Below are 16425 nucleotides of genomic sequence, written 5' to 3'. Positions count from 1 at the left end.
TACTTAAAAGATTAATGCCATTACTAGCTACAAAGCTAGCAGGTAAGACTTTAAGTAGTTCAAATCTTAAAGGATGTAAGGTACTAGTTAAAGTAAAGCTTCCCAACCTTGCTGCTAGTGCTTTTATTTTAAGTATTAAAAATGCTGCGCCTAAACCAACTACTGCATATCTTACTGGAGGGATAGATTCTAAAAGTGCACCAAAGCCATTAGCCATAGTCGCTATTAGCTTAGATACACCACTTATTATAGGTAATAAAGTAGAGCCTAGTGCGTTAGCCACCCTTGTAAAAGAGTTTTTCATCAGTTGTATTGAATTAGCAGTAGTTGCACTAACTGCTTCAAACTCTTTTTGCATAGATCCTGTGTAGTTACTTTCATTAGCTAAGTCATTTACTATTTTATCTAGGGTTTCTACGTTAGAAGTAATAAGAGCAATTTTAGGAGCTGTAGGTAGAGTGGCTTTATGGTTTTTTCTTTTGAAGAGAAAAAGCAAGAAAAAAAGAGATGACGTGAAAGTAGCTAAGAGTGACTAAGTATGATTTTTAAGATTATATTAAGTTTAAAGGGGATTTTATACTGGCGGACAAGGAGGGATTATTATTTTACATTTTTAAAGCCCTTATCTAGGGAGTTTAATAAAATCTGTCCCCATTCTGTCCCCAGATGAAAATTATTTTACAGATTGTAATTTAAGATAAACAATTCACTAGTGTATTTGTTAGCTTGCATGTTTAGAGTATATCTTATATTTTTGCTTTCTATTATATTGAATCCAACATATAGCTCACGCACTAAGGAATGGTCATTGTAGCTAAGTAAAAATTTGCCCTTTATGTTTTTAAGCAAATTTGCTAAGGCTATATGCTCTTCTTTTGTAAAACTTGTTTTTGTTTTATAATAGTTCTCGGTTCCTACATAGGGCGGGTCAGCGTAGAAAAAAGTAGTAGTCGTATCATACTTTGGGATTAATGCCTTAAAGTCCATATTTTCTATAGTTACGCTTTTTAGGCGTTCGCTCCACACGCTATAATCTTTATAGATACTCTTAGGTTTTCTAGCCTTATTTAATGCAAAATGTCCCCCTTTGCTAGCAAAGCTAAAAACTATTAAATAGTAATAATAAACTGCCTTTTCTAGGCTGTCTTTAGGCCTTATCAAGCCTTTTTTTATACCTTCAAAAATTTCGCGGCTACAAAGCATAGAGTCTAACTTAGCTTTAAAAGCACGGGGGCGTGTTTTGATAACTGTATGCAGGTTAATTAAGTCGCTATTAATATCATTTACTATTTCGCTATATTTATCTTGTTTAAGCGGAGGATTTACCCCCCCCCCCCCCGTTAAGATGGGATTAGATTTAGGCGTGCCTTTAGCATAAAACACACTTAAAGCCCCTGCGAAAACTTCTACATAAATTTGATGGGGAGGCATAAGTTTTATCACATCCTTAGCTAATTTACTTTTGCCACCTACCCAGCCAAAAGGTGCTTTTAATGTAGTCGGCATTAAGAATGGGGGATTAGAGCTAAACAAATCTGACATGTGATTCCTGTGAATAAGTTTTAAAAATAGTTTTATCTTTAAATTAGTATAAGCAGGCAGTGCTTAATGCTTAAAAATTAGGTTTTTTCATTTGTTTTTATGTGTATATATTGACAATTTATAACTATTTTGTTTTAATGCAGTGAGTTAAACTAAAATTCTAAGCAAAGGAGTTTAATATGATAATCGGTCCTGTAGTATTTCTTGTACTTGTTATGTTAACTAGTGGCATTTTTAAGCTACTTGCTTTCTTTGTAAACGGTGGTGGTGAAAAAATAGCTAATGGTTTTAACTCCTTTGAAAAAAGCTTAGATGACTACGCTAAAAAACAAAAACTAAAAAGAAAAATGCCTATAGATAAAAACGCTCCTTTACAATGGAAAGACTTTAATGATGTTGGCACAAGGACAGGAAGGCTGGCACTTAGGTCAGCGCAATGCATTTGTCTATTTATTATAAGTATTCCCCTTATTGTGTACATACTTGGAAAAGTTTTTTCTTAAATTGCATTAATCACTATAAGTAGCTACAGCTCTTACTACTTCTTTAGCATCAGCTCCTGTAACTATAGTTATAGTATTAGCATTAGTAACACTAGAGTTAGTAGAAGTAGTTGTAGCAGGTTTACTGACTGCTAAGTTTTGTAGTTCAGCTGCTTTTGGTGGAGCCTTAGTTTTACTTAACTCTACTGTAGTACTAAGTCCTAATTTATCTCCTATACTAGCTATAAAGTTTCTTGTATCATTAAAAAAGCCGCTTATCTTTCCTATGATGCCACTTATAAAATCAAAAAGATTAGAAAACACTTCACCTACAAACTTACCTACTCTTTCTCCTGTGCTACTAAAGTCTTCTAAGGCTCCAGTTGATTTTTGTAAGTTACCAAAGAGGGCATTAAAGATTAAAGCTATAGGAGCAAAGACTATCTTTACCATATCCCATATACCTTTTAGTAGTGGCATAAGAGGTCTTGCAGCTTCACTAAAACCTTTAAAGAAACCTTTAAAAAAGGTACTTATAGGTTTCCAGTAGTAAAATATTGCAGCAGCAGCCCCTGCTACGATTAAAGCTATCCACCCTATAGGATTACTAAGGAATGCTATTTTTAATACACCCATAGATCTAGTAACTGCTGCTATAGCAAGTTTAAAATAACTAAGTGGGTTTATAGCCCAAAGAGCCATCCTACCCATCTTTCTCATAGAGCCACCTAAAAATGGCAAAAACTTATCATAAGCATAAGCATTTAGTGCTGCTTTATAAGTTTCTCTACTTAAAAGATTAATGCCATTACTAGCTACAAAGCTAGCAGGTAAGACTTTAAGTAGTTCAAATCTTAAAGGATGTAAGGTACTAGTTAAAGTAAAGCTTCCCAACCTTGCTGCTAGTGCTTTTATCTTAAGTAATGCAAATGCCCCACCTAGAGCTATAAGTCCATATCTTACAAAACTAGAACTTTCAAGCAATGCACCAAATGCATTAGTAAATGTAGCTACTGTCTTAAAAAATAGATTTATAGGTGGTAGTAAAGTAGTACCTATTGCATTACCTACTCTTGCAAAGGCATTGCGCATTAATTGTAATGAATTAGCAGTAGTTGCACTAACTGCTTCAAACTCTTTTTGCATAGAGCCTGTATAATTACCTTCATTAGCTAAGTCATTTACTATCTTATCTAGGGTTTCTACGTTAGAAGTAATAAGAGCAATTTTTGGAGCTGCCTCTTCTCCAAAGAAGTTTTTTAAGACACCTATTTGTTGGCTTTTAGGTAGTTTTGATATGGATTTTAAAACATTTCTTATAGTTTCAAAAGGATTAGTTTTCATACCTTCATTAACATCTTCTACGCTTAAGTTTATAGCACTAAGTGCTTGTTTTACGCTGCCAGTGACATTACCACTTGCTAGTCCTCCTAAAGTGGTAAATATCTTATTTATAGCAGTTCCTGCTTGATCACTAGGTACTTTCATATTAGCGAATGCTCCAGCAAGAGCTGTAGCTTGAAGCTCTGTTACCCTCATAGTTTTAGCAACCCCTGCTATCCTGCCTAGAGTATCTACTATTTCTTTAGGGGCTCCTGCTGTAGTGTTTCCTAGATAATTAATTGCATCTCCTAGTTTAGTAACTTCAGCTATACCTATATTAAAGTTATTCATAAGCTTTGCTATATTGTCCCCTGCTTCTTTAGTACCTAAATCAAAGGCAGTAGACATCTTAGCTACAGTTTCAGTAAAAGGGATAAGAAGATTTTTATCTAGCCCTAGCTGTCCTCCACTTGCTACTATATCTGTTAGATCTTTGGCAGCTAGGGGTATACTTTTAGTTAGCTCCCAAATCTTTCCTTGAAAGGCTTTAAGTTCTTTATTGCTATCAAAATCTACTACTTTTTTTATGTTAGAAAAACTACTTTCAAAGTCCATGGCTACGCTTATAGGCTTTTTTACTCCTGCTATAAAACCAGCCACTACGCCTGCTATTTCATACTTCATATCTAGGATGGATCTAAAAGCTTCCTTAGTATCTAATCTTAATTTTGTGTGAGTTGCATCTTTAATCTTTTCTTGCAAGATGCCTAAGTCTTTTTGAAATTTTGGTAAAGGGATAGCGCCCTTTGCTATATCGTCTTTTAGGTTTTGAGAGAAGAGCTTAAAATTTTTAGTGCTCTCTGCTATACCCTTACCTAGGCTCTTACTTAGTTTTTCGCCTAGGCTGGTAGTTTGTCTACTAATTTGGCCTAGACTTTTGCTTAAAGAATCTATATCTGCGTTTATCCTTAGCGTTACTGCCATTATTTAGCCTTAATGTTTTTTTAGATTTTAAAGTATTAGTCTTTAAGTAGTTTTTCTTTTTAGCTCTAAGTAACTAGGGTTTTTTACTTCTACTAAAACATAAACTGCAGTGTTTGCCTTAAAGTCTTTTAAGGGGTTAAAGTTTATAGCATCTAAGACTCCTAAAACTTCTAAGCCTAAAAGTAAGCTTGCATCTTTTACATAAAAAATAGCAAGCTTGCTGTAGGTTTTAACACAAAGATAAAAGCTTTATCCCACTACAAGTATATTTATTAGCATCATTGATCCTATTATAATAACGAATGTTATAAATGTATACTTCAAAGTTTTTAAAATAAAATTTATTATCTTTCTTGGCTTAGATATGTTTTGTTTTCGTATGTAGATGTTTTGTTTTTTATTAACAGGCTTTGTGATATAGGTATTTTCTTTATACGAATCTATCTTTGTATATTGGCTATATTGCTTCTCTTTTTTTAGTGAGTCTTGTGAATCTTTTAAGTCGATATCTTTTGTAAGTACTTTAAGAATCTCAATAAGCAAAAGGACTGAAAGGATAAATATAATACCTATGATTATCAAAAAAGCTATAACAGTACCTATAAACTCCATATTTAACCCCTTGCCTTAATCATTCAATAAGATATTTTACTTAAACCTTACTTTTTTTTGAACAAAATACCTGCTATAACAACGCTTTTACTACTTGCTTATCTCAAGGTAAAAGCACCCACTTAAAAGGCCATTTAATCTAACTTTATACAAATCTTTAATAAAATGCTTCAAACTTTACTAAAGCTACCTTAAGCTTGTCTTTAAAAAGAGAGACTTTAAGGACAAGTTTTATGACTTAAAGCAGTAAAAAGGCTTTCATAAAAAACCTTAATAGCGGTAATATAACGGCTAATAAACTTTTATACAAGGAGATAACGTGTTTGAAACTATCATAGGACTTGAAGTACACGTTCAGCTAAACACCAAAACTAAAATCTTTTGCTCTTGTGCTACTAGCTTTGGAGAAGCGCCAAACACTAACGTATGTCCAACTTGCCTAGGGCTCCCAGGCGCCTTGCCTGTGCTAAATAAAGAAGCACTCTTTAAGGCTCTTCTTTTTGGAAATGCAATTAATGCTAAGATTAATAACAACTCAATTTTTGCTAGAAAAAACTACTTTTATCCTGACCTTCCAAAAGCCTATCAAATAAGCCAGTTTGAAACTCCTGTAGTTGGGCTTGGCTACCTTGATATAGAGACTGAAGATGGTCTAAAAACTATAGGCATAACCCGTGCGCACCTAGAAGAAGATGCAGGTAAAAATATACATGAAGATGGTTTCTCAGAAGTGGACTTAAACAGAGCTTGTACTCCACTTTTAGAAATAGTTAGCGAGCCAGACTTAAGAAGTGCAAGTGAGGCTGTAAGCTATCTTAAAAAGCTTAGAAGCATAGTGCAGTTTTTAGAGATAAGTGATGCTAACATGCAAGAAGGAAGCTTTAGATGTGATGCTAACGTGTCTATACGCCCTAAAGGAGATTCTAAACTTTATACAAGAGTAGAGATAAAAAACCTAAATAGCTTTAAGTTTATAGCCAAAGCCATAGAGTATGAAGTAGAAAGACAAACTGAGGCGTGGGAAGCTGGAACTTATAAAAGTGAAGTAGTGCAAGAAACTAGACTTTTTGATACTAACTCCAGCACTACAAGATCTATGCGAAACAAAGAAGAAAGCGCTGATTATAGATACTTCCCAGACCCTGATTTACTCCCTGTACACATAGATGAAGAGATGATGGAAAGGGCTAAGAAGATCCCTGAGTTGCCAGATTCTAAAAGAAAACGCTATGTAGAGATGGGTATAAAAGATGAGTTAAGCTCGCTTTTAGTCTCTGATATAGGAATTAATAAGTACTTTGAAAACATGCTAAGTTTAGGCGTAAGTCCAAAAAATGCCAGCACGTGGCTAGGTGTTGAGTTACTAGGGCGTTTAAAAGAAGGAAGGGGACTAGAAGCATTAGATTCTAAAAAGCTTAGCTACTTAGTTAAAAAGATAGAAGATAGCACTATAAGTGCTAAGTCTGCAAAAGATGTGCTTGATAGGCTTTTAGAAGATTCTAGTCTTGATATAGACGCTTTGATAAAAGATATGGGACTAGCACAAGTGAGTGATGAGGGTGCCATACTAAAAGTTATAGAATCTATAATCGCTAACAATCCTGAAAAAGTCGCTGAGTACAAAGGTGGTAAAGATAAGCTCTTAGGCTTTTTTGTAGGTCAAGTGATGAAAGAACAAAAAGGGGTAAATCCTAGCGTGGTAAACAAACTATTAAAACAAAAACTAGATTCATAAATTAGCAATCATGGCTCTTTTTAATCTTAAAGCTCATAATACCAGCATAAAGCAGGAGTTAAATGGAGGTCTAACAACCTTTTTTACCATGCTTTATATAGTTCCAGTTAACGCTATCATAATGTCAAAAGCAGGCCTTCCCTTTGAAGCCTTGCTAACTGCAACAGCACTTTTTACCATGATAACTACTATTATAAGTGGCCTTTGGTCTAATACACCCATAGGATTAAGTGTGGGCATGGGGCTTAATGCTTACTTTACTTTTGGCCTAGTGCTAGGCGCTAAGATTCCATGGGAGAGTGCCTTAGGTATAGTTTTTATCTCAGCCCTTGCTTTTTTTATCCTCTCTTTTACAAAGTTTAGAATCTGGATTCTAGAAAGCATACCAGTTGACTTAAGGCGTGCTATAAGTGCGGGGATTGGCCTTTTTATAGCCTTTGTTGGCTTACAGCAAATGGGTATCATAGTAAAAAGCGATAGCACTTTAATCACACTAGGAAACCTAAGTGATAAACACACACTAGTTGGCATCATAGGACTAGTTATAGTAATAATCCTTTTTGCACTAAGGATAAAGGCTTCTTTTATCTTAGCCATTGCTATAACTTCTATCATAGCTTTTATCTTTCATCTTGCCCCTATGCCTACTCATATAGTCTCTTTGCCAGCAAGCCCTATGCCGATATTTTTGAAGCTTGATATCTTAGGGGCTTTAAAGCTTAGCTTCTTGCCTGTGATTGTGATATTTTTCATAACTCATCTTTTTGATTCTTTGGGAACTTTAGGTGGAGTTGGAAACAGAGCTCATCTTTTTGATAAAAAAGATGGAGCCAAAAAGCTTGAAAGGGCACTGCAAGCTGACTCTTTTGGCGCTTGCCTTGGCTCACTAGGTGGTCTTTCAACTATAACAGTTTTTGCAGAATCTGCAAGTGGTGTAGAAGCGGGAGCCAGGACTGGGTTAGCTGCTGTTTTTACTGGGCTTTGTTTTATAGCAACTTTTTTCTTTATGCCGCTTTTTCAAGCCTTACCGGCTAATGCTATCTATCCTGTACTTATCATGGTTGGAATCTTGATGTTTAGCGAGTTAGGCAAGATAGGCTTTGATGATATCGCAGCTAATATCGCTGGCTTTGCTGCAGTAGTTATGATGCCACTAACTTACTCTATAACTAATGGCTTAGCCTTTGGCTTTATAAGCTATGTCATAGTTAAGCTTGTAAAGCGTGAGTGGAAGGCTCTAAATCTTGGAATCTTAGTCTTAACTGCTATAAGCATACTTATCTTAGTACTACATCAAAGCTAGGCGTAAGCGTATAAAAGTACTTTTATATTATTTTGCTTACTAGGTTTTATATTAATAGGGCAGGGTAGCCTCCTTTTCAAAAGATGGAAACTAGATTAAAAAATGCTAAAAGTAGCTTAAAGATTGAAAGCTAACTTAAGAACTTAAACTAGCTTATATAAAGCGTCATGTTATTTTGCTTTTATCCTCTTTTAGTGCAGCAAAATACGAGCTTTTATAGCACGTTAAGTTTATGATGTATTAGGGCTGTGGCTATCGTGCACACTATTAAATTTAGTCTAGTTAAAGCTTTCTAGCAGCTACAAATTTTAAGTTTAAAAGCTTACTTTTTGTAAAATATAGCTTATGAGCGTCGCCTTAAAAGCTAGAGCTAGATTTTATATTTATCTATTTGATTGGATGAGATAATCTAGAATTTTTACTTTATGTAGCAATATTTATGATTAAAGAATATTAATTTTTATTAGAATTGCAAAAGTATTACTTTAGGTTACGCATTAATTTAGATGCACTAACTTCTTACAGTGCACATTAAGAAAGGAAAGATAGACAAATGGATGCAAGTAAGACATCTTCAGATACAGCAAGTATGATAAATAACGACCCAGATATAAAAGCAGCCATGCAGCCAGTAAAAGACAAAAAGGGGCTTTTTAGCTACCTACCTGTTAGCTTATTTGGAAGCATCATGGGACTTGGGGCTATAGCTATAGCTTGGCATCTAGCTAGCATAGAGTTTCCATCCATCCCAGAATGGATAGGATTTGTTATAGGCATCATTGCAACTATATGCCTTGTGATTTTGATAATTTGCTACTTTTTAAAGATAGCCACTAGCTTTGAAAGCTTTAAACAAGAGTGGATAAACCCGGTTACTAAGCCTTTCTTTGGTACCTTTTTTGTCTCCCTTTTAATCATGTCTATAGTGATTTACCACTATAACCATGTGCTTGCTTTTATAGTTTGGATTATAGGCGCTATTGGCCATACGCTATTTGCCATATATACCATGAACTACTGGCTTACTAAAAAGCAAGAGATGGAACATATCACTCCAGCATGGATAATCCCTATAGTTGGTTTATTGGATATACCTCTAGGCTTTAGGCAGTTTGGAGATCTTTTTGATACTAGTAGATGGGGGCATGACTTAAGTGTTTTTGCCTTTGGCGTAGGTATGTTTTATGGAATCCCAGTTATAGTTTTTATCATGAACCGCCTTATAACTCATAGTAACTTAGCTTCTAAGATCTTACCTACTCGTATGATATTAATGGCACCTTTTGCGGTTGCAGTAAGTAGCTACATAGAGATAACTATGCACATAGATCTTTTTTCTGATGTGCTTTATGCTATAGCCATCTTTACTTTCATAGTACTTTTACCTCAGATAGTCTCTCACTTAAATGTCTGTCCTTTTAGATTCTCATGGTGGGCTATATCCTTCCCGCTAGCAGCCCTTGCAATAGCTGCTTTTAAGATTTCAGCCCACTATCCAGATAAGATAGAGTTAAAAGCCTTAGCCCTACTTTTCTTAATAGTCTTTAGCCTAGCCATCATCTATATATCCGTGCGCACTCTAATAGGCGTCTTTAAGGGCAACTTATCTGAGCTATAGTACACAAAGATAAGTCTTTATCTTAAAGGAAGGTTTTAAAAAGCCTTTCTTTTGCACACTTTTTTAACTAGATAGCTTATAGCCTCCTTAAAATCATCACTATTTAAAAGAATGATATAGAATTACATATCAAAGAAATTTGATAAGTTTATTAAACTAATAAAGGACTTCATAATGAATAAGCAAGCAAACTCTTGTACAACACTTTCACCAATAGATAAAGCAAAACTAGAAGCCCTAGCAAAAGAAGGCAAAGCTAATCCAGATGTTATAAAAACTTTAAAATGCAAAACTGTAGCTAAGGGTAAATTTAGACATGAAAACTATATAAGAAACCTAGCGCCTTATATCGTTGATGAGCCTCCAACACTTTTAGGTGAAGATACTGCACCAAATCCTAGTGAAGCCCTCCTAGCAGCCCTTGGAAGTTGTATCGCAGTTGGAATCCATGCAAATGCTGTTAATGAAGGCATAGAAATCAACTCTTTAGAGCTAGACTTAGAAGGTGACTTAAATATAACTGCAGTTTGGGGAACAGGGGATTTAAGTGAAACTAAACCTCTAGGCTTTACTGATGTAAGAATTAACGTAAAACTAGATAGTAATGCTAGTAAAGAAAAGCAAGATGCTTTAATAGCTCACGCTGTTAAATGGTCTCCAGTGGCTAATACTTTAATGAGAAAAGTAAATGTAGTTGCAAAATAGTAAGCCTTAATACGTGGATTAACTCCACGTAGCCTCGCATCTTAAATCTTAACTTTAAGGAAAATAAAAATGCTACATACCATTTTAGAAAAAGAGCTAGCTCCAAAAGTAGATAATATAGATAGACACGGATACTATCCAGAATCTATACTTCGTAACATGGGAAAAGTTGGCGTATATAGGCTAAATGATATAGAACAAAATGGACTTAATAAAAATATAGAAGATATGACTTTTGTCTCTAAAGTGTGTATGACTACTGGCTTTTGTGTGTGGTGTCAAGATACTCTAGGATGGTATCTTTACAACACACAGAATCTTGGGCTTAAAAACAAGCTTTTACCTCTAGTAGAAAATGGCATAGTGCTAGGTGGCACAGGGCTTTCTAATCCTATGAAAAGTTACGCACAGATAGAAAATAATTACTTAAGTGCTAAAAAAGTAAGTGGAGGCTACGTGCTAAATGGAACGCTTCCTTGGGTGTCAAACTTGCAGTATGGGCACTACTTAGGAGTAATATTTAACCTAAAAGATAAAAATCATAACGTGATGGGAGTGATCTATTGTGATCCAGAAACTATGAGGCTAAAAGAAAACATCCACTACAGTGCACTAGAAGGTTCAGCTACTACTAGCGTGATACTTAAAGACTACTTTATGAGTGATGAAGATGTGTTAGCTGACCCAGCTGAGCCTTTTTTAGTAAATATCACTCCAGGATTTATACTACTTCAAGCTGGTATGGCTATGGGTGTTTTACTAAGCGCACTTGATGTTATAAAAATATCAAATCAAGCTAAGTATCATATAAACAAGTATCTTCCTTTACAAGAAAGTGAGCTTGAAGCAAGGATAGCTTCCCTGGCAGAAACTGTTTATAGACTAGCTAAAAATCCATATGATGTGCATAATCCTTTCTATCTAAGAGAAGTCTTAAGAGCTAGACTAGAGGCATCTTACCTAGTGCTAGAAGCTACTCAAAGTGCTTGCTTGCATACTGGAACACAAGGCTACTTATATGATGCAAAAGCTCAAAGGAACTTAAGAGAAGGTTACTTTGTAGCTATAGTTACTCCTTCTATCAAACATCTTATAAAAGAGCTAGATGATATAGAAAATGGCAGAGGTGTCATGTCAGGCTGGAAGCAAGTAAAAGATATAGGCTACTATGAGATATAGGCTTAAAGAAACTTTATGGATGACTTAAGCTCTCAAACTAGGAAAAAAGTCTTTTTTAAAACTTTTGGCTGTAGAAGTAATATCTATGATACTCAAGTGATGATGAGTAGCCTTAAAAACTATGATATAACTCAAGATGAAAGCAAGGCAGATATCATAGTTTTAAACTCATGCACTGTGACAAATCGTGCTGATAAAGAGTGTAAAAGCTATGCTAGAACTCAAAGTGAGTTAGGCAAAAAAGTACTTTTTACAGGCTGTGGCGTTAAGATGCAAGGAAAAGAGCTTTATGATAAAAATCTCACCTTTTCAGTTTTTTCCCACTCATATAAAGAAGATATAGATTCCATCCTTGCTAAAGATAGAATCTTTTTAGACACAAACTCTAGAAAGCTAGATACTACTTTACTTCCTGCCATGATAGGCAAGGTAAAAGGCTTTATTAAGATTCAAGAAGGCTGCAACTTTAAGTGTAGCTACTGCATTATCCCCTATGTTCGCGGTGTAGCTAGAAGCTTTAAGCATGACTTTTTGCTAGAACAAGCTAGCTTGCTAGCTAAAAGTGGGGTTAAAGAGCTAGTACTAACTGGGACTAATATAGGAAGTTATGGACTTGATACAGGCACTCATATAGCAACGCTTATAAGTGACCTTGCTAGTATAGAAGGCATAAAACGCATAAGACTAGGAAGCTTAGAGCCTTCTCAAATAGATTCTAAGTTTATAGATGTTTTAAGTAATCCTAAGCTTGAAAGACACCTTCACATAGCCTTACAACACACTAGTGAAAAAATGCTGCGCATTATGAATCGTAAAAATACAGTAGAGCATGACTTAGAGCTATTTTTAGAGTTAGAGCGTCTTGGCTTTTTCTTGGGTACTGACTATATAGTAGGCCATGTTGGAGAAAGCAAAGAGATCTTTAATGAAGCTTTAACTAACTTAGAAAAGCTTCCCCTTACTCATATCCACCCCTTTATCTACTCTCCTAAAACTGGCACAAAGTCAGCTACTAACCTAGCTAGCTTAGAGCTTGTCCCTAAGATAGAATCTAAAGCTAGACTTCATCTTATACAAGACTTAGTAAGAGAGAAAAACTACCAAAAACGCTTAGCTCTAAAAGAAAAAAGCACGCCATTAAACGTTTTAATAGAAAGTGTAAAAAGTACTAAAGAAGCTACTGGCTTTCAAGACGCGAGTGACTTTAAAGAAGCTATAGGCTTTCAGGAAGCTATAGGCTTTGATGAGTACTTTAATAAAGTAGTCATAACTTCAAAAGATTTAAGCTCCTCTCTTAAAGGAAGCTTTTTAAAAGTTGCTGACTATAAAGTAAAACCCCTTTGCAACCTAGCTCTTTAAAACTGCCTATCTTAGCCCTTGATGTAGGCTTAAAAAGGATAGGTTTAGCTTTGTGTATAGAAGGTATTATCTTGCCACTAGAGCCAGTCTTAAGGCGTAATAGAAACGAGGCTGCTAGCAAAGTAAAAGAAGTTATTACGCTAAAACAAGCAAAGATTCTAGTCTTAGGGTTACCTAGTGACTTAGGAATGTGCAAGGGGATAAAGCACTTTGCTAGTTTGTTAGACTTTGAAGGCGAAGTTTACTTTATCAATGAAGACTTAAGCTCAAAAGAAGCTAGCGAGTTACTCCTTGATAGAGACCATAAAGCACGCGCTAACTCTAGAAAAGATGGTAGGCTTGATAGCCTAGCAGCTAGCTTAATCTTACAAAGGTTTATAGAACAAAATGCCTAATACATTAGAAAATAGCCCCCATATACCAGTTTTGCTAAATCAAGTCTTAGAAGTTTTTAGTCCACTCAAAGAGGGCTTGTTAGTTGACTGTACACTAGGCTTTGGCGGTATGAGTAAAGCCCTTTTAGATGCTCACCCAAACCTAAAAATCATAGGTATAGATAGAGATGAAGACGCTTTAAGTTTTAATCAAAATGTGCCGCGACTTAGCACGCTTAAAGGCAACTTTGCTGAAATCTTGCCTAGTCTTATAAGCAAGCATAAGGCTGAGATAAAAGGCGTGCTAGCAGACATTGGCGTAAGCTCTTATCAGTTTGATAATATAGATCGTGGTTTTAGTTTTAAAGGAGGCTTACTTGATATGCGTATGGATAAGTCTCAAAACATGGATGCAGGCTATGTGTTAAACCACTACTCAAAGCTAGACTTAGAAGCTATATTTAGGGATTATGGCGAGATAAGGGAGTATAAAAAACTAGTAGCTTTAGTCTTAGAAGCTAGGGCAAAAAAGATTCTAGATGGCTTTGACTTACAAGAGATATGCCTTAAAGTAAGTCCAAAAAGCAAGATTAACGCAAGCACGCTAGCCTATCAAGCCCTGCGCATAGAAGTAAACTCTGAGTTAGAAAACTTAAAGGCCTTATTAGAATCTGCTAAGGGTTTAAAAGACTGCATTTTATGCATCATCTCTTTTCACTCACTAGAAGATAGACTAGTAAAGCAAGCCTTTAATGACTTTGCTAAGTCTTGCATCTGTGATAGCAACATTATGAAGTGCATGTGTGGTAATAATCACTCTTTAGGCACAGTTTTAACCAAAAAGCCCCTAACTGCAAGCCAAGAAGAACTAAGGCTTAATAAGCGCTCAAGAAGTGCAAAGCTTAGAGCTTTTAAGTTTGACTAAGCTTGTTTTTAAGATAAGAATTTTAATAGTGAGACTACAAAGACTTTTAATGTTTAGCTTGCAAAGATTATTGCTTGTAGTCTTTGTAGACTAAAATAGTCTAAATAGTCTTTATAACTATAGTCTTTGTGATTAATAATATTGTTTTTAGTTATTTGAAGAGTTTAGAATCTATTGTTTATTTAAGGTTTGGTTTCGTATTTAAAATTAATACTTACTTTTAGATTTTACTTTGTATTTAGAAGTATGTTTGTGTTTAGAATCTAAATTTTAGAATCTAAATTTTAGATTCTAAATTTTCTTAAGATAAATCTAGAGTTAGTTTGAAAGTAGATTAAGAGATTAAGAATTTAAGAGATTAGAGGATTAAGATTAAGGATTAAGATTAAGGATTCTAAACCTTATAAAGTTAGATTTAGATTCTAAGTCTTAAAGACTTTAGATTCTAAACCTTTTAAACTCTACTTTGAATACATTTCAATATGGTTAAAACTTTAATCTATATTCTTTTACTATAGTCTTTGTCATCTAAATAGTCTTTATAATAACCCCTACTAAACATATAACTTAATATATAACTCATATGAACTATAAGCCATCAACTAATCTAGTATAAAGTTTTTTGTATATAAATCTTATACACCATATGATTTATAAGATTTATATAATTCATGCAAATTATATAAATCTTAATATATAAAACTTACCTACTTAGCTTTTCTACTTTCTTCTCACCTTCTTACCTTCCTATCTCTTAACTTACCTACTTTACCTATCTACTATCTACTATCTACTATCTACTATCTACTATCTACTATCTACTATCTACTATCTACTATCTACTATCTAGTTTCTAGTTTCTAGTTTCTAGTTTCTAGTTTCTAGTTTCTATCCACCTATCTTCCTACTTACCACCAAAGTAATAAGCATAATTAAGTGTTACTTCTCCACTAGTAAAAGATGGATTAGTATTTCTAAAATAGTATTGATACTCTACAGATACAGATTGATGCTTACCAAAGAAAGCTATTAATCCAGCCTTAGCTGTAGGAAGGATGGTAGGAATTGAATTGCGACGCGCTTTTGCTTTTTCTGCAGCACTTGCTTGAGCAGCAGAGAGTGAGGCTTGAGAGGCATCAGCTGCAGCTGCTATAGCTGCTGCTTGAGCTGAGGCTATAACAGATCTTATGACTGCTAGGTTTTGGGAGGTTTCTTGCACATCTGCTATGGCCTGCTTTAAACTTTTAACGTTTCCATTACCTTGATTTATGGCTTTATCTACTGCTTTTGCATCGTTTTCTATATTCTTGGTTGCATCAGTCAAGATTGGAACAGCTGTTTTTGTGGCATTAACAACCCATGTATCACGCAAGCTTCCACCTCCAGTTCCCTTTTGGTAATTAGCGAGGGCATTACTTATAGTTGTTGTATTTCTTTGATAGTTGTTTGTATATGTTTGAACAGCTGACTTAACAGCTGCTACTGAGTTATTTAGAGCAATCATAGCATCGCTTTGTGCTTTTAAAGCAGCATCAAATGCCGGGTTAACTCCAGCAGTTATAGTTTGTGCATTGTTAGCTACAGTTACCTTTCTTTGTAGCTGGGTTGCTATATCTACTAAAGAGTCTGCAGTTTTAGTTTGATTTGTATTTAAAACATCTGAGCTAAGAGAGCTTACAAAACCTTGTAAATTTGGTCTATTTTGCACAACTGACTGATAGTCTCCTGCAAGCCTAGAGGAGTATGTATTAGAAAAAGTAGTGGGACCTTTGTTTAATAAAGCGTTTATATTGTCTACATTTGCCTTAAATACAGCACTACCACCATAAGGGCCATCAGTACAATTACTTGGATTCTGGCACACTCTACCAGAGTACCACTGAGCTGTGGAATTTTCATTATTGTAGGCTATGTTTCTTACTATAGTGGCTTGAAGCAAGTTTTGTTGATTGACATTTACTATATTATTTAGATTCTTTTGCAAACTTGCTATTTCTTGCATTTGATCTTGCAAGGCTGAGTTTAATGTCGGATTTATATTAGCAAGTATTGCAGATTGATTAACTGTTACTAGATCATTTGCATTAGCATCTTTTGAACTATCTCCAGCAACAGCTTGTATCCCCGTAGCACCGGCAGCAACTGAGCCATTAGCCCTAGTAGATGCGTTAATAAAACTCCCATTTTCATCAAGACTTATTTTTAAGTTAAAACTAAGGATTGTATAAGTTGATATTAAGAGTTTATACAAATTAAAACTTATGCAAGCTCAGATTAAAGACTA

At 34.9% G+C, this 16425-nt stretch carries 14 protein-coding genes; 9 read left to right on the top strand and 5 right to left on the bottom strand.

From position 1 onward, the window contains the following. Together BKH43_RS07960 and BKH43_RS07955 are read right to left on the bottom strand one after the other, a co-directional pair. On the bottom strand, window positions 1–358 hold a 358-nt coding region (locus BKH43_RS07960; protein WP_253248081.1), incomplete at its 3' end, for a phage tail tape measure protein. Window positions 359–678: 320 nt separating this feature from the next. Continuing rightward, the gene (locus tag BKH43_RS07955) at window positions 679–1542 is read right to left on the bottom strand and encodes a DNA adenine methylase (RefSeq protein ID WP_095230367.1); all 864 of its coding nucleotides are present in this window, start codon (window positions 1540–1542) and stop codon (window positions 679–681) included. A 179-nt stretch (window positions 1543–1721) separates the two neighbouring features. On the opposite strand from BKH43_RS07955, the gene BKH43_RS07950 reads away from it, so the two are divergent. Beyond that, entirely contained in the window at window positions 1722–2045 is a 324-nt protein-coding gene (locus BKH43_RS07950; RefSeq protein ID WP_095230365.1) for a hypothetical protein, read from the top strand. A gap of 6 nt (window positions 2046–2051) precedes the next feature. On the opposite strand, the gene BKH43_RS07945 is transcribed toward BKH43_RS07950, so the two are convergent. Together BKH43_RS07945 and BKH43_RS07940 are read right to left on the bottom strand one after the other, a co-directional pair. Further along, window positions 2052–4331: a phage tail tape measure protein gene (locus BKH43_RS07945; protein WP_095230363.1), complete on the bottom strand. Its 2280-nt coding sequence runs from the start codon at window positions 4329–4331 to the stop codon at window positions 2052–2054. A gap of 249 nt (window positions 4332–4580) precedes the next feature. After that, entirely contained in the window at window positions 4581–4943 is a 363-nt protein-coding gene (locus tag BKH43_RS07940) for a hypothetical protein (protein ID WP_095230361.1), read from the bottom strand. Between the two features lie 319 nt (window positions 4944–5262). On the opposite strand from BKH43_RS07940, the gene gatB reads away from it, so the two are divergent. The 8 genes from gatB to rsmH all read left to right on the top strand — a co-directional run bounded on the left by gatB (window position 5263) and on the right by rsmH (window position 14141). Beyond that, window positions 5263–6678: an Asp-tRNA(Asn)/Glu-tRNA(Gln) amidotransferase subunit GatB gene (gene gatB / locus BKH43_RS07935; RefSeq protein WP_095230359.1), complete on the top strand. Its 1416-nt coding sequence runs from the start codon at window positions 5263–5265 to the stop codon at window positions 6676–6678. 10 nt (window positions 6679–6688) lie between these two features. Further along, on the top strand, window positions 6689–7981 hold the full coding sequence (locus BKH43_RS07930) for an NCS2 family permease (protein ID WP_095230357.1): 1293 nt from the start codon (window positions 6689–6691) through the stop codon (window positions 7979–7981). Window positions 7982–8534: 553 nt separating this feature from the next. Next, window positions 8535–9599: an SLAC1 anion channel family protein gene (locus BKH43_RS07925; protein WP_095230355.1), complete on the top strand. Its 1065-nt coding sequence runs from the start codon at window positions 8535–8537 to the stop codon at window positions 9597–9599. A gap of 174 nt (window positions 9600–9773) precedes the next feature. After that, on the top strand, window positions 9774–10304 hold the full coding sequence (locus BKH43_RS07920) for an OsmC family protein (RefSeq protein WP_095230353.1): 531 nt from the start codon (window positions 9774–9776) through the stop codon (window positions 10302–10304). 69 nt (window positions 10305–10373) lie between these two features. Then, on the top strand, window positions 10374–11483 hold the full coding sequence (locus tag BKH43_RS07915; protein WP_095230351.1) for an acyl-CoA dehydrogenase family protein: 1110 nt from the start codon (window positions 10374–10376) through the stop codon (window positions 11481–11483). Between the two features lie 15 nt (window positions 11484–11498). Beyond that, window positions 11499–12842 carry a MiaB/RimO family radical SAM methylthiotransferase gene (locus BKH43_RS07910; protein ID WP_095230349.1) on the top strand — a complete coding sequence of 448 codons (1344 nt, stop codon included), beginning with the start codon at window positions 11499–11501 and terminating at the stop codon, window positions 12840–12842. After that, window positions 12824–13237, top strand: a complete 414-nt coding sequence (gene ruvX / locus BKH43_RS07905; protein ID WP_253248080.1) for a Holliday junction resolvase RuvX — start codon at window positions 12824–12826, stop codon at window positions 13235–13237. Before BKH43_RS07910 ends, ruvX begins: the two co-directional genes overlap by 19 nt. Then, complete coding sequence (rsmH, locus tag BKH43_RS07900) at window positions 13230–14141, top strand: 16S rRNA (cytosine(1402)-N(4))-methyltransferase RsmH (RefSeq protein ID WP_095230347.1); 912 nt, start codon at window positions 13230–13232, stop codon at window positions 14139–14141. The genes ruvX and rsmH overlap by 8 nt, the downstream gene beginning before the upstream one ends. A gap of 904 nt (window positions 14142–15045) precedes the next feature. On the opposite strand, the gene BKH43_RS07895 is transcribed toward rsmH, so the two are convergent. Further along, window positions 15046–16392, bottom strand: coding sequence for a hypothetical protein (locus tag BKH43_RS07895; protein WP_095230345.1), 1347 nt, complete (start codon window positions 16390–16392; stop codon window positions 15046–15048). Window positions 16393–16425 lie beyond the last annotated feature (33 nt).

Origin of the sequence: Helicobacter sp. 13S00401-1 (assembly GCF_002272925.1) — a bacterium.
In the GTDB taxonomy this organism is placed as follows: Bacteria; Campylobacterota; Campylobacteria; order Campylobacterales; family Helicobacteraceae; genus Helicobacter_I.
Note: the sequence above shows the minus strand (reverse complement) of the source record. Positions and strands in the feature narration are given on the sequence as shown.

Excerpts from the sequence above, each read along its gene's own strand:
- BKH43_RS07945 (WP_095230363.1), bottom strand. The coding sequence starts at position 4,331 with ATGGCAGTAACGCTAAGGATAAACGCAGATATAGATTCTTTAAGCAAA.
- BKH43_RS07955 (WP_095230367.1), bottom strand. The coding sequence starts at position 1,542 with ATGTCAGATTTGTTTAGCTCTAATCCCCCATTCTTAATGCCGACTACA.
- BKH43_RS07925 (WP_095230355.1), top strand. The coding sequence starts at position 8,535 with ATGGATGCAAGTAAGACATCTTCAGATACAGCAAGTATGATAAATAAC.
- BKH43_RS07920 (WP_095230353.1), top strand. The coding sequence starts at position 9,774 with ATGAATAAGCAAGCAAACTCTTGTACAACACTTTCACCAATAGATAAA.
- BKH43_RS07950 (WP_095230365.1), top strand. The coding sequence starts at position 1,722 with ATGATAATCGGTCCTGTAGTATTTCTTGTACTTGTTATGTTAACTAGT.
- BKH43_RS07910 (WP_095230349.1), top strand. The coding sequence starts at position 11,499 with ATGGATGACTTAAGCTCTCAAACTAGGAAAAAAGTCTTTTTTAAAACT.
- BKH43_RS07940 (WP_095230361.1), bottom strand. The coding sequence starts at position 4,943 with ATGGAGTTTATAGGTACTGTTATAGCTTTTTTGATAATCATAGGTATT.
- BKH43_RS07930 (WP_095230357.1), top strand. The coding sequence starts at position 6,689 with ATGGCTCTTTTTAATCTTAAAGCTCATAATACCAGCATAAAGCAGGAG.
- BKH43_RS07915 (WP_095230351.1), top strand. The coding sequence starts at position 10,374 with ATGCTACATACCATTTTAGAAAAAGAGCTAGCTCCAAAAGTAGATAAT.
- rsmH (WP_095230347.1), top strand. The coding sequence starts at position 13,230 with ATGCCTAATACATTAGAAAATAGCCCCCATATACCAGTTTTGCTAAAT.